The sequence below is a fragment of the Brenneria sp. g21c3 genome (genome assembly GCF_040240345.1).
Classification (GTDB): domain Bacteria; phylum Pseudomonadota; class Gammaproteobacteria; order Enterobacterales; family Enterobacteriaceae; genus Brenneria.
In genome coordinates this window covers 158,626-178,657 of record NZ_JBEIAB010000004.1, presented here as the reverse complement: position 1 = coordinate 178,657, position 20,032 = coordinate 158,626, and the positions used below count along the sequence as shown (strand labels likewise).

Here is a 20,032-nt window from a genome sequence, read left to right as displayed (position 1 = left end):
TACATACACACTTCGTCGACTCATCGCCCTTAGACGATCGGTATTGGCCGCTTATTTATCGCGATAATATTTACCCAGCGAGTCTGCAATCTTCATGGCGTCATAGACATCGTTCGCCGTGACTTTTTTTACCATGTTGGTCATCGTGTCGCCTTCTGCGCAGGCGACTTCAGCAACGGCGCGCCAATCTTTTTCTTTCCACTGCGTCAGACCAAAATCTTCCAGGCACAGCGGCAGTTTGGCGAGTTTGATAATCTGGATGACTTCTCCCAGCTCCGCTTGCGGCGCATTTTCCAGCACCAACTGCGTTAAAAGACCGAAAACCACTTTTTCGCCGTGCTGCGCCCTATGCAGTTCCGGCACCACGGACATGCCGTTGTTCACCGCATGAGCCGCCGCCAAACCGCCGGACTCCGCGCCCACGCCGCTGTTGTAAATAGTGGCCTCCAGGCAGGCTTCAAAAGCGGGCGAGCTGACTTTATTTTCCACGCAAATCATCGCCTGCTCGACGTTGGCTTTCAGTTGCTCGAAGCACAGTTTGGCGATGGCCATACCGGTTATCGAAGGTTTTCTTAAAATCAGATTCAGACCGTCGGCGGCGTAGCAGGCGCGGGCTTCAAAATAGGTGGCTAACGCATCGCCGATGCCCGCGGAGAAAAAACGCGCCGGCGCTTTCACCAAAACGTTTGGATCGGCTAAGACGGTATCCGGATTTTCCGGCAGGAACAGGTACTTATCAAATTCGCCGTTTTCTTTGTAGAGAACAGACAGGGCGGTACAGGGAGCGTCGGTGGACGCAATGGTTGGAACAATGACGACAGGTTTTTTATGTTGGTAGGCAACGGCTTTCGCCGCATCCAATGTTTTCCCGCCGCCGATGCCGACGATGACGTCGCAACCGTTTTTTTCTCTTATTGCACACAGGCGGTCGACTTCTTTTTGCGTGCATTCGCCCGCGAATTTCTCTATAACGCCGGCGACATCATTTTTTTGCAGGTTAAATTTAGTGGTTGAATTGACCGTCTCCAGAAAAAAAACGTCGCAGATAATAAGGGCCTGATGACCAAAGTCTTTAATATATGCGCTGGGGTCCAACAGCAGATCTTTTGCGATGATGAATTTTTTCGGTGAAGATATTGAGCGATGACTAGACATAAATAATTCCCTTTTTTGTAAAAAATTTTTAAAAAAACTATAGATATTTGAATCCGGTTGAATCAAATGGAAGCTCTCCCTGAATTGATCTGGATCAACCCAGACGAAAACTTAAGTATTATTGATATGAATAGCTGAATGCATATAGCATCATGAAAGGGAATGATCCTGGAACGAGCCGCATTTTCGTTCAACTATCGCGCTATACCGACGATACAGACAGTTCATCGAGCGACTGAGAGGGAATTTTTTCTGCCGGCCGCCATCGAATAACATTAAATAACCTAATAAATCAATCAGGCTTTTCTTCGGTTAAGGCGGAAAATGGCGCGTCTGGAACGGTGAGCGTTGCTGCCGGGTATTCACGCGGCGGCGGGCAGGGAATGATCGCAGAGAAATCAAGGTGGGTGTTCGGCATATCCATTAAAAAAAATGCCGGACACCTTAAGTGACCGGCATTAGCCGTGTTGAATCTCCCCAACTAACTAATTAGCTATTACGGATGAAATCGTCCATATCGGTCTTCAGGTTGTCGGACTTGGTGCCGAAAATGGCCTGAACGCCTGAACCCGCAACAACGACGCCGGCAGCACCCAACTGTTTCAAACCAGCCTGATCGACTTTTGACACATCGGCTACGCTCACACGCAAACGGGTAATACAGGCATCCAGATTGGTGATGTTATCTTTACCGCCGAAGGCGTTAACCAGCGCGCCAGCCATTTCAGAACCGCCTGTCACTACCTGCTCGGCGGAGGTATCTTCGCGACCGGGGGTTTTCAGGTTCAGTTTGACGATCAACAAACGGAAAATCGCATAGTAGACAAGTGCATAACCCAGACCGACGATCGGGAAATACCACAGATTATGACCGTTGCCGCTCAACACGATAAAGTCAATCAGACCGTGAGAGAAACTGGTGCCGTCGCGCATATCCAGCAGGATACAGATCGGGAACGCCAGACCGGCCAGAATCGCATGGATCACATACAGAATCGGCGCAACGAACAGGAACGAGAATTCGATAGGTTCGGTGATACCGGTCAGGAATGCCGTCAGCGCCGCGGAGATCATGATCCCGCCCACTTTGGCGCGATTTTCCGGTTTGGCTGAGTGCCAGATAGCAATAGCCGCGGCAGGTAAGCCATACATTTTGAACAGGAAGCCGCCGGACAATTTACCCGCGGTCGGGTCGCCCGCCATGTAACGCGGGATATCGCCGTGGAACACCTGACCGGCCGCGTTGGTATATTCGCCGATTTGCATCTGGAAAGGCACGTTCCAGATATGGTGCAGACCGAACGGCACCAGGGAACGTTCAACCAGGCCATACAGACCAAACGCCACCACCGGGTTCTGATACGCGCCCCATTGAGAGAACGTCTGGATAGCGCGACCAATCGGCGGCCAGACGAATGACAGGACAACGCCCAGGAAAATCGCCGCCAGACCGGAAATGATCGGAACGAAACGCTTGCCGGCAAAGAAGCCAAGATATTCAGGCAGTTTAATACGGTAGAAACGATTAAACATGTACGCCGCGACCGAGCCCGCGATAATACCGCCTAACACCCCGGTATCAGCAAGGTGCTGAGCCTGAATCTCTTGCGCAGGTAAATGCAGAACCAGCGGCGCGACCACCGCCATGGTTTTCACCATAATGCCGTACGCCACAACGGCAGCCAGAGCAGACACGCCATCATTGTTGGTGAAGCCCAACGCCACGCCGATAGCAAAAATCAACGGCATGTTGGCGAAAACAGACCCGCCGGCCTCCGCCATAACATGAGAAACAATGGCTGGCAGCCAACTAAAATTTGCCGACCCGACGCCCAGCAGAATACCTGCGATAGGCAATACGGATACCGGCAGCATTAGCGACTTACCTACTTTTTGCAGGTTTGCGAATGCATTCTTGAACATAATTGAGTGTGCTCCTGAGTAATGGTGCTTTTACTTCTGATGCTTATATGTACATAAAGGTGGGGAGGATACCCTTTACAAGTGAGGGGTGTCATAGCCCCCTTTTAATTTTTACGCAGAGTAAAATAAATAGCGTGATCAATGTTTGACAGCTATCACGTTTCAACAATCCAACAAGTGAAAACAGGTCACAATTTAAGCGCATACATAACGCTTTACTAAAAAACGCACAATCCTGGCGACGTAAAAGCCAGTCAGATTGTGCATTCGTCTCGATTAATTACACGGTCCAAAAAAACTCGGCTATTCTCAACCACTATCGCGCAGTGGTCAACCTTGCGGGATCAATGTGAAACAGCTGGCAGAAATTCGCGGTAGTGGCTTGCGCCAGTTTTTCCAACTCAACGCCTTTCAATATGGCTAAATACTCCGCCACGTCACGTACGTTGGCGGGCTGATTTTCCTGCCCGCGGAAAGGCACGGGCGCGAGCCAGGGTGAGTCGGTTTCGACCAGCATGCGATCCAACGGCACGTAGCGCGCGACATCACGCAATTCCTCCGCATTACGGAAGGTGACGATACCGGAAAATGAAATATAGAATCCCATATCCAACAGGGTTCTGGCGGTGGCTAAATCTTCGGTAAAACAATGCAGGACGCCGCCGCACCGCTCTACCTGCTCTTCCTTTAAAATAGCCAGCGTGTCGGCGCGCGCAGACCGGGTATGGACAATCACCGGTTTGTTCAACTGGTTGCCGATGCGGATATGTTCACGAAAAGACGCCTGCTGTTGCGCTTTCGTCTCTGCCTGATAGTGATAATCCAGCCCCGTCTCTCCCAGCGCCACAACCTGGCTGGACGCCGCAAGCTGACGTAACTCGGCGTAATCATAGGGCTCATCCTGATTTAACGGATGAACGCCGCACGAAAAAGCGACATTGTCCCGCTCGCCGATCAGATCGGTCATGGCGCGGAAACCTGGCAACGTCGTCGCCACCGCCAAAATGAAGCCGACGTCGCGACGTCTGGCTTTATCCACTACATCAGACACATCTTTATGTAGGGACTGGTAATCCAGTCCGTCAAGATGACAGTGAGAATCAACTAACAACATGATATTTACTCGAAATCAATTAAGCGGAAAATGGATGGAAGTCGCGTTGGCCAGGCGCGGACAGGCTGCGCTCGCCATCAAGCAAGCGTTCCGTCAACAGTAACTCCCGGTTCACGCCCGTGACCGTCAGCAGTTGTTGTCGGCAGGCCAGCCACTGATGCAGCTCATACTGTAACTGAGAATTCTCAACGCCAGTGGCCAAATGCGCCACCAGTTCGGTTTGATCCTGATTGACCAGATACTCGCCCGCCCCTTGCTGCCATTTCATCGCATCCAGCAGCAACGACGTCAGCCAGTGAATACGCTCGGCGGCATCATCATGGTGGAGCTGCGGCAGTAAAGAAAGCAGGTCGCGCGAAGTCAGCGCGGCGGAGAACGTCTGGCACAATACGATTCGCTGCTTCCAACGCTCTGGCTGCAAAAGCTTTTCCGCGGCCAGCGGCGCGCCCGCCTGCAACCTTAATGCGGTTCGCAACGCCTGCGCGTCGTTCTTATGGCGGGAATTCAGCCATAGCACGCTCTGCGTTTCGCCCGGCACATCCAGATAGTGATACAGACAACGGCTGCGCAGCGTCGCCAACAAGCGGGCGGGTTCCCGACAACCAAACAGAAAGTAGGTACCCTGCGGCGGCTCTTCCAGCGTTTTCAGCAACGCATTGGCGGCCGCCTCCGTGAGTTGCTCGGCCGACGGCAGCCAGACCACTTTGGCGCCGCCCTGCCGGGCATGCTGATACAGCTTATCCAGCACGTCGCGCAATGGGTCGACCCCCAGGCTGTGCTTACCCTTCTCCGGATTCAGCACGTACCAGTCTGGATGGGTTCCCGCCATCATTAAATTGCAGGCATGGCACTTACCGCAGCTTTTCATGCCCTCGGGGTGCTGACACATCAGCCAGCGGCTCAGCGCATAAACCAGCGAATCATCCCCCATGCCCGGCAAGGCATGCAGCAAGATGGCATGATGCCCCCTTCCCGCCTGATATTGCCCGATCAGTTGGCGATAAGAGGTATTAAGCCACGGATACCAATCCATCAGTCCTGACCCTGCGTCAACGTCTGCAAAGTCAATCCCTGCCGCTGCAACCAGCGCCGCAACTCGGCCTGTATATCGACGCCGACTTTTTCTATCGGCTGTGATGCGTCAATCGTCACAATGCTGTCGTCCTGTGCGGCCAGCGCCTGATAACGCGCGCGGGTACGTTCAAAAAAGGCGAATGACTCCTGCTCAATGCGATCCAGCTCGCCGCGCTGACGAGCGCGTTGCAAACCGACGGCGGGCGGTAAATCAAGATAAAGCGTCAGATCGGGGCGAAAATCGCCCAATACGGTATCACGCAACGACTGCAACAACAGCCGATCGATCTCGCGCCCGCCGCCCTGGTATGCCTGGGATGAGAGGTCGTGTCGGTCGCCGATCACCCAACTCCCGCGCGCCAACGCCGGCTTAATCACGTTTTCGACCAGTTGGACGCGCGCCGCGTAAAGCATCAGAATTTCCGCTTTATCCGTTACTTTTTCATCCGCAATGCCCTGCTTGATCAATTCACGCAGTTTTTCGGCCAACGGCGTGCCGCCCGGCTCACGCGTGAATACCACGTCATGGACGCCGTATGCGCGCAACGTGTCAACCACGACATTCCTGGCGCTGGTTTTCCCCGCGCCTTCCAGACCTTCCAACACGATAAATTTACTGTTGCTCATTCCGATCCTTTACCGCTGAGCGGTATAGCCTTACAGCGCGATTATGGTCTGCAAGGTTAGTGGTAAAACTATGACCGCCCTTACCATCCGCCACAAAGTAGAGATATGACGTTTTAGCCGGGTGCGCGGCCGCATCCAGAGACGCTTTTCCCGGCATCGCGATCGGCGTTGGCGGTAAACCGGAAATAACGTAGGTATTGTACGGCGTCGGCGTATCCAGCGCCTTGCGGGTAATCACCCCCGTATACGCGTCACCCATGCCATAAATAACGGTTGGATCGGTTTGCAAACGCATGCCGACGCGCAGGCGGTTGATGAAAACAGACGCCACCTGAGTACGCTCTTGCGCGATCGCCGTCTCTTTCTCAACGATCGAAGCCATGGTTAACAGCTCATCCGCCGTTTTATACGGTAATCCTTCCTCACGTCCCTGCCATACTTCATCAACGGTTTTTTTCATGCGCAGGTGAGCGCGTTGCAGCAACGCGAGGTCGGTCGTATTGGCCGTGTACAGATAGGTGTCGGGATAAAACCATCCTTCCGGATTGGGTTTATCTTTCATCCCGAGCTGCTCGGCAATCTCCCGCACGCTCTTATCCGTCAGCGTATGTTTAATATAGGATGACTGATGCAACGTTTCGAGCCATTCCTTCAGGCGCGAGCCCTCCACAAACCGAATGGAGAACTGCGCCTCTTTACCGCTGGACAATAAGGCCAACATTTGCCGAACCGTCATTCCAGCGGTAAAACGGTATGTACCGGCCTTAAATTTCGCTAATTCCGGCTCAGCCTTCAGCAACCATGGCAAAAAGGTACCGTCGGAAATGACTTTCTGATCCAGTAATAATGTTTCCAATCCATCACGACCCGTGCCGGCCGGGAGAGTAAAGATGGTTTCCTGCTTGATAGCGAGCGGCGAGCTGGCGAAATTCCGGACTTTCTGCCACAAAAAGAACAGTGCCAGCAGCAGTGCGACGATCAGCACAGCAATCTTTTTTCTCTTCATAAATCAACCAACGACTAACAGTTAGGGCTCAGGAACCGATAGAGTTCTCTTGAGCGATAACACCAGGACTGCGCCTGGTTTACGGGAATAATCGGCATTAATGCGTTGCTAATGAACACCTCATCCGCATCGGCCAGCGTCTCTACCGGTTCGGTAACAATATGCAGATCAAACTCAGACCCCGCCAGCAGTGAAATGATGTGTTGTCTGGCTACGCCATCCACGCCGGCATAGGACAAATCCGGCGTATAGACGCGCTTCCCCTTACGCCAGAACAAATTAGCCGCGCAGCATTCCACTAGCGACCCGGCGGTATCAAGCACCAAGACCTCATCGGCCGCGCGCCGTTCAAGATCGATACGAATCAGGATCTGTTCCAGGCGATTCAGATGCTTTATACCCGCCAGCAGCCGACTTCGGGCTAATGCGACCGAACTGAGACGCAGGCTGACGCCCTGCTCGCGCCAACGGGCATAATGAGCGGGATAGTCCGCCTGCATCACAATCCGCGTCGGGCTATCGCAGCCCTGAATGCCATATCCTCGTCCGCCCGATCCCCGGGTAAGAATAACTTTAACGATGCCTTCGCTGCGACCTCGCGCCGCCAGATTCATCTCCTGGCGTAATGACGACCAGTCAATGGCGGGCAGCATCAAACGCTCCGCCGCCTGCTGCAACCGAGCCAGATGCCGGTCAAGCCAGACGATCTCGGCATCTCGCACTCTGGCCGTGGTAAAACATCCATCGCCAAACTGGGTGCCGCGATCCGATACCGCGAGTTGTTTCTGCAACTGACCATTTATCCAGAGCATCCGTATCTTCCTTTCAACCACGTTTCATCAGCTTGCCAGCAAACCGCAGGTTCATACAAGTCGCACAATCCGATTTGCGCCGGCCCGCAAGGGTGACGGCCACGGATGGCCCGTCACAAAAAACTTTCAGGAAAAGTTTTTGACGTCGCGACAGCGACGGCCCGCAAGGGTGACGGCCACGGATGGCCCGTCACAAAAAAAAACCCGGAAACCGGGTTTTTTGAGGTTGCAGACAAACCTCGTGGCCAAGCCCCCGCCCCGCCCCTCACAGCGGAGGGAGCAGACTAGCTCCTCCCCCTGCCAAGGGGGAGGCCGGGAGGGGGTCATTTGACGATCACACCTTACGGAATAACAACGAACCGTTGGTGCCGCCGAAACCGAAAGAGTTACACAACGTATACTCAAGGTTGCTGACCTGGCGCGCTTCGTGAGGCACGAAGTCCAGATCGCATTCATCATCCGGATTATCCAGATTGATTGTCGGCGGAACGACCTGGTCGCGCAGCGCAAGGATACTGAAAATCGACTCGATCGCCCCGGCCGCGCCCAATAAGTGTCCGGTCATCGATTTCGTCGAACTGACTAATACACGACCGGCATCCGCGCCAAACACCGACTTCACCGCCTGCGTTTCAGCCCGGTCGCCTGCGGCGGTGGACGTGCCGTGCGCATTGATATAACCGATTTGGGATGCGGAAATACCCGCATCGCGCAGCGTATTTTCCATCGCCAACGCGGCCCCGGCGCCATTTGCCGGCGGCGACGTCATATGGTAGGCATCGCTGCTCATACCAAAACCGACGATTTCCGCATAAATTTTCGCGCCGCGTTTTTTGGCGTGTTCGTACTCTTCCAGCACCATGATACCGGCGCCGTCACCCAGTACGAAACCGTCACGATCCTTATCCCACGGACGACTTGCCGCCTGAGGGTTATCGTTACGGGTTGATAATGCGCGCGCCGCGCCGAAACCGCCGACGCCCAGCGGCGTACTGGCTTTTTCCGCACCGCCGGCAACCATGACGTCGGCATCATTGTAAGCGATGATGCGCGCGGCGTGACCGATGTTATGCACGCCGGACGTACAGGCGGTGGCGATGGAAATACTTGGGCCGCGCAATCCGTACATGATGGTGAGATGCCCGGCAACCATATTAACAATGGTTGAAGGCACGAAGAACGGACTGATTTTACGCGGACCGCCCTTCACCAGCGAACTGTGGTTCTCTTCGATGAGACCCAGACCGCCGATGCCGGAACCGATCGCCGCACCAATACGCGGTGCATTTTCTTCCGTTACTTCAAGACCGGAATCCTGCATGGCTTGAATGCCGGCGACGATCCCGTATTGAATAAAGGCATCCATTTTGCGGGCTTCTTTGCGCGAAATGAATTCCTCACAATTAAAATCCTTTACTAAGCCAGCAAAACGCGTTGCATAGGCACTAGTATCGAAATGGTCGATCAGGCTGATACCACTCTGACCGGCAAGAAGAGCACTCCAGGTAGACTCAACTGTATTGCCGACAGGAGATAACATGCCCAGTCCGGTAACAACTACTCGACGCTTAGACACGCTTGTCCTCCAGGGAGGGAAAAATATGACACTGCGGGACAAAAAAACTTAGGCGGTCGAATGACCGCCTAGATATGTTCGCTTACTGCTGATTAGCCTGAATGAAATCAATGGCTGCCTGAACAGTCGTGATTTTTTCGGCTTCTTCGTCTGGAATCTCAGTATCAAATTCTTCTTCCAGAGCCATTACCAGCTCAACAGTGTCAAGAGAATCAGCGCCGAGGTCGTCAACGAAAGAAGCATTGTTTACGACTTCTTCCTGCTTAACACCAAGCTGTTCAACGATGATTTTCTTAACGCGTTCTTCGATAGTGCTCATACTCTTAAATTTCCTATCAAAACTCGCTTTCGCGATGGTTTTCGTAGTGTATAAAATGTTGAAAAAGATGCAACAAAATCCCGGCTGGTCGAACCACGATTTTGTGCTATTTTGCGGTTATCGCCGCAAATAACGCAAATAGTTTTCGTACTTTTTAGATCATATACATGCCGCCGTTGACATGCAATGTTTCACCGGTAATGTAGCCCGCCTCATCAGAGGCTAAAAATGCAACAGCACTGGCGATTTCTTTCGCATCACCAAGCCGGTTAGCGGGAACCTGGCTCAAAATGCCTGCTCGCTGTTCTTCTGTCAATGCCTGAGTCATATCTGTTTCAATAAAACCCGGCGCGACAACGTTAACCGTAATACCACGGGAAGCCACTTCGCGCGCAAGAGATTTGCTGAAACCAATCAGACCCGCCTTTGCCGCCGCGTAGTTCGCCTGCCCGGCATTACCCATGGTTCCAACCACGGAGCCAATGGTAATGATACGGCCAAAACGTTTTTTCATCATAGCGCGCAGAACGGCTTTGGACAGACGGAATACCGATGTTAGGTTGGTATCCAGAATATCCTGCCATTCATCTTCTTTCATTCTCATCAGCAGATTATCGCGCGTAATGCCGGCGTTATTGATCAAAATATCAATCTCGCCAAACTCGGCGCGAATGTCCGCCAACGTTTTTTCTACTGAAGCCTCATCAGCGACGTTCAGCACATAACCTTTACCGTTTTCGCCCAGCCAGGCGCTAATCGCTTCAGCGCCCTTTTCACTGGTTGCAGTACCAATGACTTTTGCACCGCGGGCAACCAGTTTTTCAGCGATCGCCCGGCCTATTCCGCGGCTTGCGCCGGTTACCAACGCAATTTTTCCTTCAAAGCTCATTGTCTTCTCCGTTTTATTTTTCAAGCGCCACTGACAGAGAAGCAGGATCGTTCACCGCGGCAGCTGTCAGGGTAGCAACGATTCGTTTGGTTAAGCCAGTCAGGACTTTGCCCGGCCCGACTTCCAACAGTGATTCAACCCCTTGCGAGGCAATGAATTCCACACATTCCGTCCAGCGCACCGGACGGTAAAGCTGACGCACCAGCGCGCTGCGGATGGCTTCCGGCGAGGTTTCAATCCGCGCGTCGACGTTATTGACCACGGGGATTTTCGGCTCATTAAAATCAACGGACTCAAGCGCGACCGCCAGTTTTTTCGCCGCCGGCTCCATCAATGCGCAGTGCGAAGGCACACTAACGGGCAGCGGCAGCGCACGTTTGGCGCCCGCCGCTTTACAGGCCGCGCCGGCGCGTTCCACCGCTTCCTTGTTCCCGGCAATCACGACCTGTCCCGGCGAGTTAAAGTTCACCGGCGAGACCACCTGCCCTTGCGCGGATTCTTCGCATGCTTTAGCGATGGCGTCATTATCAAGGCCAATGATGGCATACATGGCGCCAGCGCCTTCCGGCACGGCTTCCTGCATAAGCTTGCCGCGCAATTCAACCAGACGCACCGCCTGCTGGAAATCAATGACGCCGGCGCAAACCAGCGCAGAGTATTCGCCTAGGCTATGACCGGCCATCAGCGCTGGCGTTTTCCCGCCCTGCTGTTGCCAGACGCGCCAGATAGCAACAGACGCCGTCAACAGAGCCGGCTGGGTTTGCCAGGTTTTATTCAGTTCTTCAGCCGGTCCTTGCTGGGCAAGCTGCCACAAGTCATAACCTAAAACGGCGGAAGCCTGAGCAAATGTTTCAGTAACAATCGGATATTCCGCCGCCAGTTCCGCCAGCATACCAACGGATTGCGATCCCTGACCGGGGAATACCATTGCAAATTGCGTCATAGTAAAAATCCTGTTTAATCAAAAACGAACCAGCGCAGAACCCCAGGTAAAGCCGCCGCCGAAAGCTTCAAGCAGTACCAGCTGACCTGGTTTTATCCGTCCGTCGCGCACGGCTTCATCCAAAGCCGAGGGTACGGAGGCCGCGGATGTGTTGCCGTGACGATCCAGCGTCACCACAACTTTGTCCATTCCCATACCTAATTTTTTTGCCGTCGCGCTGATAATACGCAAATTGGCCTGGTGGGGTACCAGCCAATCCAACTCGCTTTTATCCAGTTGCGACGCGCGCAGCGTTTCTTCGACAATGTGCGCCAGTTCGGTCACGGCGACTTTAAACACTTCATTGCCGGCCATGGTCAGGTAGGCCGGTTTTTCAGGATGGTCGCGTTCCGGATGCGGCAACGTCAACAGCTCGCCGTAGCGCCCATCGGCATGCAGATGCGTGGACAGGATGCCGGGTTGTTCTGACGCTGACAGTAAAACGGCGCCGGCGCCGTCGCCGAACAGAATCAGCGTACCGCGATCTTCCGGATCCAGGGTGCGCGACAAGGTATCAGAACCGATAACCAGGGCATAATCCACCGCGCCATTTTTAATGTACTGATCGGCGACGCTAAGCGCATAGGTAAATCCCGCACAGGCCGCAGCCAGATCAAAGGCGATGGTATCTTTAATCTCCAACAAGTGCTGAATCTGGCAGGCGGCGCTGGGAAAAGCATGGCTTGAGGAGGTCGTCGCAACAATCAATAAACCCACCTGCGATTTATCAATGCCCGCCATTTCCAGCGCTTTTTGCGCGGCATGATAGCCCATCGTGGCAACATTTTCATCTGGCGCGGCGATGCGACGTTCACGAATTCCGGTACGCGTGACGATCCATTCGTCAGACGTATCCACCATCTTCTCTAAATCCGCGTTCGTCCTGATTTTCTCAGGCAGAAAACTGCCCGTTCCGATTATTTTTGTATACATGTACGCTTAATCACTCTTGGGTAATACAGCTTCTAGACGGGCGGCAATCCGCTCTGGAAGTTGCCGTTGCACCGCCTGCGTTGCCTGCTCGATAGCGACCGCAAACGCTCGCTGGTTCGCTGCGCCGTGACTTTTGATTACGGATCCCCGTAGTCCCAACAGACACGCGCCATTATATTGGTCAGGATTCAAATGCCCGAAACGTTTGGCCAAACGTTTTTGTAACAAACGTCCCAGCCATCGTAACCACCATGACTGTTTTTGCCTGCGTTCCGTACCGGAAGATGAAGATTTCAGCAACGAAAGGAACATCCTTACCACGCCTTCCATTGTCTTCAACGTGACATTACCCACAAACCCGTCACAGACCATCACATCCGTCTTCCCGGTCAACAATTCGTTACCTTCAAGATAACCAATATAGTTAATCGAAGGCGTATTTCTTAATTTGGCCGCCGCATCGCGGATGTTGTCCAAGCCTTTGCTCTCTTCCTCACCGATATTCAGCAGCGCCACTCGCGGATTTTTCAACCCAAGAACTTCTTCCGCCATCACCGACCCCATGACCGCGAACTGAACCAGCATCGTGCTATCGCATTCGACGTTGGCGCCCAGATCCAGCACCACGGTTTTCCCATGCTGCTGATGAGGCAACACGGAGACCAATGCAGGACGCTCGATGCCATCAAGCGGTTTTATCAGGAGCTTCGCCAGTCCCATCAGCGCACCGGTGTTGCCCGCGCTGACGCAAGCCTGGGCTCTTCCATCTTTAATCAGCTCTAGCGCAATTCGCATTGAGGTTCCGCGACTCGCGCGGATAGCCTGCGACGGTCTTGCATCACTGGCAATAACCGATTCAGCCGGAACAACTTCCAACCGGGACAGTAAATCAGAATCGACTTTGGCTAGTAATGGAGTAATCGCAGCAGGATCGCCAACTAATATCAGGTTGAGACTTGAATTAGAAGCCAGTGCCTGCAATGCAGCAGGCACTGTTACGCAGGGACCGAAGTCCCCGCCCATCGCATCTAACGCCAGAGTTAGGCGTGTCAAAGTATTGCCTTGCTAATAATTCGCGAGAATTACTTGGCAATAACCTTGCGACCGCGGTAGTAACCGTCCGCAGTGATGTGGTGACGCAGGTGAGTTTCGCCGGAAACTTTATCTACGGATACGGAAGACGTGGTCAGCGCATCGTGAGCGCGACGCATACCACGTTTGGAACGAGTGGGTTTGTTCTGTTGTACGGCCATGGACCTTACTCCTTAATTACTTACGCTTTAAACTGGCTAATACGGCAAACGGGTTCGGTTTTTCCGCCTCGGTAGGCAGTTTGCCGAACACCATGTCCGCTTCGGACACTTCACAGTGTTCAGAATCATGTACCGGCGCGATAGGCAGAGTCAGAATAATTTCATCTTCAACCATTGCCAGCAGATCGACCTCGCCAAACTCATCAACTTCGATCGGCTCGTACGCCTCCGGTAAAGCTTCGGCCTGTTCATCATTGATGACCGGGCTAAAACAAAACGTCGCATGAACCTGATGTTCAAATGGCTTTCCGCAGCGCTGGCACATTAATGTGACCGACACATCCGCACTACCGTTAATCACCGCCAGGCGCTGGTTATCGATATTGAAAGACAAAGAAGCCTGAACATCACCGTCCACACTCACCACTGATTCGGCAACTCGCGTTACCTGCTCAGGCGCATAAATACCAATGTAATCTAAACGCTTTTGAGCAGTACGAACCGCATCAAGGGTTAAGGGTAATTTTACCTTTTGCATAGGGCGCGCATATTAACGTCGTAACGACATAGAGTCAAAGAAAAAGGCTGTGAAGCACAACCTTTCACCAATATTCGCTTCCAGAGCGGCACACAGTTTAAAATGCCTTTTATTATTACGCTACGGTTTATAAAAAAATTATGCATCAGATCGTTCTCGCTTCAACGTCGCCCTATCGCAAATCGCTGCTGGAAAAACTTAACCTGCCCTTTACCTGCGCCGCCCCTGACGTGGATGAGACGCCCCTGCCAGGCGAAGAGGCGACGGCATTAGTGGCAAGGCTGGCTGAAAGCAAAGCACGCGCGCTGGCGGCGAGCTATCCCCGACACTTGATTATCGGCGGCGACCAAGTCTGCGTATTGAACGGCGTCATTACCGGGAAACCGCATGATAAGGCAAATGCGGTGCGGCAATTGCGGCAGGCGAGTGGACAATGCGTCACTTTTTTTACCGGTTTGGCGCTGTTTAATAGCGCCAGCCAGCGGCTGCAATGTCTCGTCGAGCCATTCGACGTCCATTTTCGCCAACTGACGCAAGCGGAAATTGAGGGATATCTGGCCAAGGAGCAACCCTGGAACTGCGCCGGCAGTTTTAAAAGCGAGGGATTGGGAATTACGCTATTTGACCGATTGTCCGGGCGGGATCCCAATACGCTGGTCGGTCTGCCTTTAATTGCGCTGGCGCAAATGCTGCGAGCGGAACAAATCAATCCGCTGACGACTATATAATGAAAAGCGGGATACCGGATCCCGCCATCGGCAATCGATTTACCCTTTCGCGTTGCGCAGTATTTTCAGACAATGCCGCAGTTGGTCGTCCAGGGGGGCTTCCACCCGCAGCGTTTCCCCGGTATTGGGGTGGGCGAACCGCAGTGCCTGCGCGTGCAAAAACAGACGATTCAGTCCGGTTTGCGCCAGTTGGCGATCGAAGTCGCGATCGCCGTAGCGGTCGTCAAACGCGATCGGATGGCCGGCATGTAGCGTATGAACACGGATCTGATGCGTTCGACCGGTTACCGGGCTGGCGCGAACCAGCGTCGCCGCCTCAAAACGTTCTTCTACTTTAAAGCGCGTTTCTGAAGGCTTGCCTTCGCTATTTACCCGAACGATGCGCTCGCCGCTCTGCAAAATATTTTTCAGCAACGGCGCTTGCACCGATTTGCAATGCGACGGCCAGTTTCCCCGCACCAGCGCCAGGTAATCTTTCTGCATGCCTTTGAGACGTAATTGCTCATGCAGAGAACGCAGCGCCGAACGTTTCTTGGCCACCAGCAGCACGCCGGACGTATCACGATCGAGGCGATGCACCAGTTCCAGAAAACGCGCTTCAGGCCGCAGCGCGCGCAGCCCTTCGATAACGCCGAAACTCAGTCCGCTGCCGCCGTGAACCGCCGTACCCGAAGGTTTGTTCAGCACCAGAATATAATCGTCTTCATAGATAATGCATTCCGCAAGCGCGGCGACTTTGCCCAGGCTGGCGGAAACCGGCGGCGCATCGCGCTCGGCCTGTCGAACCGGCGGGATACGCACTTCATCATTGTCGAGCAGCTTATATTCCGGCTTTACCCGCTTTTTATTTACCCTTACCTCGCCCTTGCGCAAGATGCGATAAACCAGGCTTTTAGGCACGCCCTTCAATCGGGCATGCAAAAAATTATCAATGCGTTGTCCGGCCTCATCGGCGGAGATTGTTACAAATTGTACTGAAGGATTGTCTGTTTTCATGATGCGCGATTCTAAATAGAGAGGTTGGATAGCGCCACTTCTTTTTCTGTGCTTAACTGTGAGTCTGACTTATGAAGATAGGGTTACACCAACAGGTTTGGTTGAGTTTAGCCTCAATCACCGACAGTTTGGTGAACGGCAGCACAACTATCTTTAGATGACAGGCAAAGTAACCTTGCTATAACAGTGTCAGCAATGGAATAATGCTTTTCGTGTTTTCCGCGCTGATTTCCGTTAAAACAAGGGAAATTGCGGAATTATTAAGTTTGCCTGATGACACACAAACGCAGCAATGGCGTAAGACGTAATGTGATATCAAGCAGTTAGCGGGCTGCGGATTGCAGCTTGGCCGGCAAATGGAATCAGATCTGGCAACATTATTCAGAAGCTGTTCCCTCAGTAAATGCGCTGTTTTCCATCAGGAAACACAGGCTACCGAAACATGCGTCTCTATGCAGGCGACAACCGGGAGGTTGACGTCCCTGCGATAAGCCACGAGGCCATCGGTTCACTCCGGTCATGCGGTTCTTTTGTCCGCAGCTCTATCAATAATGTAAGTAAAAATAACGAGTAAGTTAAAGATGAAGAGAATGTTGATTAACGCGACTCAACAGGAAGAGTTGCGTGTTGCCTTGGTCGATGGTCAACGGCTGTATGATCTGGATATCGAAAGTCCGGGCCATGAGCAGAAGAAAGCAAATATCTACAAAGGTAAAATCACTCGCATTGAACCCAGTCTGGAAGCCGCTTTTGTTGATTATGGCGCTGAAAGACATGGTTTTCTCCCTCTCAAAGAAATCGCTCGCGAATACTTCCCCAGCAACTATTCCTCCCATGGCCGTCCCAACATCAAAGATGTGTTGCGCGAAGGCCAGGAAGTCATTGTTCAGGTTGATAAGGAAGAACGTGGCAATAAAGGCGCAGCGCTGACAACGTTTATCAGTCTGGCCGGCAGTTATCTGGTTCTCATGCCGAACAATCCCCGCGCCGGCGGTATTTCACGCCGTATCGAAGGTGATGATCGAACCGAACTGAAAGAAGCGTTAGCCTCTTTACAGTTGCCCGACGGCATGGGCCTTATTGTCCGCACTGCGGGCGTCGGCAAATCCGCCGAAGCATTGCAGTGGGATTTGGCTTTTCGCCTGAAACACTGGGAAGCCATCAAGAAAGCGGCTGAAGGTCGCCCGGCGCCTTTCCTGATCCATCAGGAAAGCAACGTCATTGTTCGCGCTTTCCGTGATTATTTACGGCCGGATATCGGTGAAATCCTGATCGACAACCCCAAGATCCTCGATCTGGCGAAAGAGCACATCTCCGCGCTCGGCCGCCCGGATTTCAACAGCAAAATCAAACTTTACAGCGGCGAAATTCCCCTGTTCAGTCATTATCAGATTGAATCGCAGATTGAATCCGCCTTCCAACGCGAAGTGCGCCTGCCTTCCGGCGGTTCTATCGTGATTGATACCACGGAAGCCCTGACGGCGATTGATATCAACTCGGCGCGCGCGACCCGCGGCGGCGATATTGAAGAAACCGCGTTCAATACCAACCTGGAAGCGGCCGACGAAATAGCCCGCCAGCTGCGGCTGCGCGATCTGGGCGGCCTGATCGTAATCGATTTTATCGACATGACGCCGGTGCGCCACCAGCGCGAGGTGGAAAACCGACTGCGTGATTCCGTTCGTCAGGATCGCGCCCGCATTCAGATTGGTCGGATTTCTCGTTTCGGCCTGCTGGAAATGTCCCGCCAGCGCCTGAGCCCGTCGCTGGGCGAGTCAAGCCACCATGTTTGCCCTCGCTGCGGCGGCACCGGCACCGTACGCGACAATGAATCGCTTTCGCTGTCTATTCTGCGCCTCATCGAAGAAGAAGCGCTGAAAGAGAACACCAAAGAAGTTCATGCCATCGTTCCTGTTCAGATCGCCTCTTATTTGCTGAACGAAAAACGCGACTCGGTCAATGCCATCGAGACGCGTCAGGGCGGCGTTCGCGCCATCATCGTCCCTCACGACGGAATGCAGACGCCGCACTACTCCGTCGTGCGCGTGCGCAAGGGCGAAGAAAAACCGACGCTCAGCTATCTGTTGCCGCAGATGCTGGAAACCGAAGCCCAGCAATTGCAGGAAGAGCAGGTTGCCGAACGTAAGCAGCCGGAACAGCCCGCGTTAGCCACGTTCAGCATGCCGACCATGCCGACGGAAGACAAAGCGCCGGCAGCGGAAAAAGCGGCGCCGGTCGCCGCGGCGATAGCGGCGCAGCCAGGCCTCGTCAGCCGTTTCCTGGGCGCGCTGAAAGGTATTTTCGCTTCTGAGCCGTCTACCGCGACGGCAGAAACGATAGCGGAAAAGCAAGCCGAGCCTGACAATGCCAGTGAAGGTGAAGCGCAGCGTCAAGAGCGCCGTAATACTCGTCGTCAGAATAACAACCGCCGCGATCGTAATTCACGCGACAATCGGGAAGCGCGTGAAGATCAGCGTCGCAACAAGCGTCAGAATACGGAAGTCGCGCCTGAAATCCGCGTAGTCGAGGATAGCGAAAAAACCGCTGTCGACGACCAACCGCGTCGCGAACCGCGCGCAGAGCGTCAGCGTCGTCGTCAGGACGATAAACGCCAGCCTGCGCAAGAGCCGAAAGCACAAAACACCGTGGTGGCCGAAGCGGAAGACAACGTTGCCGAACAGGAGAAACCGACTCCGGTAACCCAGCGTCGTCAGCGTCGCCAACTGACGCAGAAAGTTCGCGTACAGTCTGAAAGCGCCCAGCAGGACGCCGTTGACGCACAGGCAGCGGTAACGGAAACGACGCCTGCGCGGGTTAAACCGGTGGACGAGGTTGCCCTTGCGCCGGTTGACAATAGCGAAACGGAAAATGCGCAAGCTGCCGATGCAAACAAGGGGGCGAATGGCGAAAATGCCGGTATGCCGCGTCGTTCCCGTCGTTCACCTCGCCATCTGCGCGTTAGCGGTCAGCGCCGTCGCCGCTATCGTGACGAACGTTATCCGTCTCAGTCGCCAATGCCGGTGGAATATGCCGCTGCCGCGCCGGAAATGGCGTCAGGTAAAGTTTGGATAAACTACCCTGTCGCTCAATACCAATCGCTGGAGCAGCTTGAAGAGCAGCAGCAGGCGGAAAACAACGCGGCGATGGCAACACCGAGTCTGCCAGCCGTAGTGGAAGCCGCGCCGGTTATCGCAGCCGCAGCTCAGGATAATGCAGCGACCAGCGTTGCCGAACCCGTACAGCAGGCACCTGCGGCCAATGCGACCATTGTTGCAGAGGAAGTTACCCCGGCGGCGTCTGACGAGATTATCGAGACGAAAACCGATGCTGACGCCATTCCGCCGATCCTCGTAGAGGAAAGAGCCTATGGCGAGGATGATGAGGTTGCCGAAGAAAACAATGACGTAGTTGAAGAAAAGCAGTTCGTTGAAGCAAATGAGCCTGCTAATGAAAACCCGGTCATTGAAGAACACGAACCTGTTAAAGAAAACGAGGTCGTTGCAGCAAGCCAACCTGTTGAAGAAAACGAGGTCGTTGCAGAAAGCCAACCCGTTGAAGAAAACGAGGCGGTTGCAGAAAGCCAACCCGTTGAAGAAAACGAGGTCGTTGCAGAAAGCCAACCCGTTGAAGAAAATGAGGCGGTTGCAGAAAGCCAACCCGTTGAAGAAAACAGGGCCGTTGCAGAAAGCGAACCTGTTGAAGAAAACGAGGCGGTTGTCGAGGAAAGCGAGAAGGCAGTTGAAGAAATCGCCCCTCAACCGGTAAACGCCTCGCCGAGCGCGCCAGTGCAAAAACCGGCAACGCCGGTTCAACCGACAGCAACGGAAGCGGCGGCGCCGACGCGCTATAAGTTCCACGCCACAGCGCCGATGACGAAAGCGCCAGCGCCGGATTACCAACCAGAGCCGGTACGTCAAAGCGACTGGAAGCGTCCTGCCTATCAGTTCGACGGCAAAGGATCCGCCGGCGGCCACGCAGCCGTTAATCAGGCGACGGCGCCGGCCACCAGACCGACGCAGATCAGCGAATAATCTCAGCGCCGTCTGCAACAAAAACACCCGCCAGTTGGCGGGTGTTTTTTTATGGCGGGCTATCCATGCCCGCCCC

Annotated in this window: 18 protein-coding genes; 2 read left to right on the top strand and 16 right to left on the bottom strand. The window is 53.8% G+C overall.

The features are described from left to right. Window positions 1–51: 51 nt before the first annotated feature. From ABRZ28_RS08215 to yceD, 15 genes are all read right to left on the bottom strand, one after another. Window positions 52–1,155 (bottom strand): glycerol dehydrogenase, encoded by a 1,104-nt coding sequence (locus ABRZ28_RS08215; protein WP_330519979.1) that lies wholly within the window; start codon window positions 1,153–1,155, stop codon window positions 52–54. Between the two features lie 489 nt (window positions 1,156–1,644). Further along, window positions 1,645–3,078 (bottom strand): PTS glucose transporter subunit IIBC, encoded by a 1,434-nt coding sequence (gene ptsG / locus ABRZ28_RS08210; RefSeq protein ID WP_319603141.1) that lies wholly within the window; start codon window positions 3,076–3,078, stop codon window positions 1,645–1,647. 316 nt (window positions 3,079–3,394) lie between these two features. Further along, window positions 3,395–4,192, bottom strand: a complete 798-nt coding sequence (locus ABRZ28_RS08205) for a metal-dependent hydrolase (protein ID WP_319603142.1) — start codon at window positions 4,190–4,192, stop codon at window positions 3,395–3,397. A 19-nt stretch (window positions 4,193–4,211) separates the two neighbouring features. Next, window positions 4,212–5,225, bottom strand: coding sequence for a DNA polymerase III subunit delta' (holB, locus tag ABRZ28_RS08200; protein WP_319603143.1), 1,014 nt, complete (start codon window positions 5,223–5,225; stop codon window positions 4,212–4,214). Further along, window positions 5,225–5,893 carry a dTMP kinase gene (tmk, locus tag ABRZ28_RS08195; protein ID WP_330519978.1) on the bottom strand — a complete coding sequence of 223 codons (669 nt, stop codon included), beginning with the start codon at window positions 5,891–5,893 and terminating at the stop codon, window positions 5,225–5,227. Before tmk ends, holB begins: the two co-directional genes overlap by 1 nt. After that, window positions 5,880–6,899: an endolytic transglycosylase MltG gene (mltG, locus tag ABRZ28_RS08190; RefSeq protein WP_319603145.1), complete on the bottom strand. Its 1,020-nt coding sequence runs from the start codon at window positions 6,897–6,899 to the stop codon at window positions 5,880–5,882. The genes tmk and mltG overlap by 14 nt, the downstream gene beginning before the upstream one ends. Before the next feature lie 14 nt (window positions 6,900–6,913). Next, entirely contained in the window at window positions 6,914–7,711 is a 798-nt protein-coding gene (pabC, locus tag ABRZ28_RS08185) for an aminodeoxychorismate lyase (protein ID WP_319603146.1), read from the bottom strand. A 334-nt stretch (window positions 7,712–8,045) separates the two neighbouring features. Continuing rightward, window positions 8,046–9,287, bottom strand: coding sequence for a beta-ketoacyl-ACP synthase II (gene fabF, locus ABRZ28_RS08180; protein WP_319603147.1), 1,242 nt, complete (start codon window positions 9,285–9,287; stop codon window positions 8,046–8,048). An 82-nt stretch (window positions 9,288–9,369) separates the two neighbouring features. Continuing rightward, window positions 9,370–9,606 carry an acyl carrier protein gene (gene acpP / locus ABRZ28_RS08175; protein ID WP_005970506.1) on the bottom strand — a complete coding sequence of 79 codons (237 nt, stop codon included), beginning with the start codon at window positions 9,604–9,606 and terminating at the stop codon, window positions 9,370–9,372. Window positions 9,607–9,760: 154 nt separating this feature from the next. After that, entirely contained in the window at window positions 9,761–10,495 is a 735-nt protein-coding gene (fabG, locus tag ABRZ28_RS08170; protein ID WP_319603379.1) for a 3-oxoacyl-ACP reductase FabG, read from the bottom strand. Between the two features lie 13 nt (window positions 10,496–10,508). Next, window positions 10,509–11,438 carry an ACP S-malonyltransferase gene (gene fabD, locus ABRZ28_RS08165; RefSeq protein ID WP_319603148.1) on the bottom strand — a complete coding sequence of 310 codons (930 nt, stop codon included), beginning with the start codon at window positions 11,436–11,438 and terminating at the stop codon, window positions 10,509–10,511. 18 nt (window positions 11,439–11,456) lie between these two features. Continuing rightward, window positions 11,457–12,410, bottom strand: coding sequence for a beta-ketoacyl-ACP synthase III (locus ABRZ28_RS08160; RefSeq protein WP_319603149.1), 954 nt, complete (start codon window positions 12,408–12,410; stop codon window positions 11,457–11,459). Window positions 12,411–12,416: 6 nt separating this feature from the next. Continuing rightward, window positions 12,417–13,463 (bottom strand): phosphate acyltransferase PlsX, encoded by a 1,047-nt coding sequence (plsX, locus tag ABRZ28_RS08155; protein ID WP_319603150.1) that lies wholly within the window; start codon window positions 13,461–13,463, stop codon window positions 12,417–12,419. Window positions 13,464–13,492: 29 nt separating this feature from the next. Continuing rightward, window positions 13,493–13,663 (bottom strand): 50S ribosomal protein L32, encoded by a 171-nt coding sequence (gene rpmF / locus ABRZ28_RS08150; protein WP_239784843.1) that lies wholly within the window; start codon window positions 13,661–13,663, stop codon window positions 13,493–13,495. 16 nt (window positions 13,664–13,679) lie between these two features. Further along, window positions 13,680–14,201 carry a 23S rRNA accumulation protein YceD gene (gene yceD, locus ABRZ28_RS08145; RefSeq protein WP_319603151.1) on the bottom strand — a complete coding sequence of 174 codons (522 nt, stop codon included), beginning with the start codon at window positions 14,199–14,201 and terminating at the stop codon, window positions 13,680–13,682. Window positions 14,202–14,341: 140 nt separating this feature from the next. Here yceD and ABRZ28_RS08140 point away from each other — a divergent pair, with 140 nt between their 5' ends. Beyond that, a complete protein-coding gene (locus ABRZ28_RS08140) occupies window positions 14,342–14,929 on the top strand; it encodes a Maf family protein (protein WP_319603152.1) in 588 nt (195 codons plus the stop codon). A gap of 39 nt (window positions 14,930–14,968) precedes the next feature. Here the strand turns inward: ABRZ28_RS08140 and rluC are convergent, their stop codons facing one another. Beyond that, window positions 14,969–15,925, bottom strand: a complete 957-nt coding sequence (gene rluC, locus ABRZ28_RS08135) for a 23S rRNA pseudouridine(955/2504/2580) synthase RluC (RefSeq protein ID WP_319603153.1) — start codon at window positions 15,923–15,925, stop codon at window positions 14,969–14,971. A 581-nt stretch (window positions 15,926–16,506) separates the two neighbouring features. Here rluC and rne point away from each other — a divergent pair. Then, window positions 16,507–19,956 (top strand): ribonuclease E, encoded by a 3,450-nt coding sequence (gene rne / locus ABRZ28_RS08130; protein ID WP_330519976.1) that lies wholly within the window; start codon window positions 16,507–16,509, stop codon window positions 19,954–19,956. Window positions 19,957–20,032 lie beyond the last annotated feature (76 nt).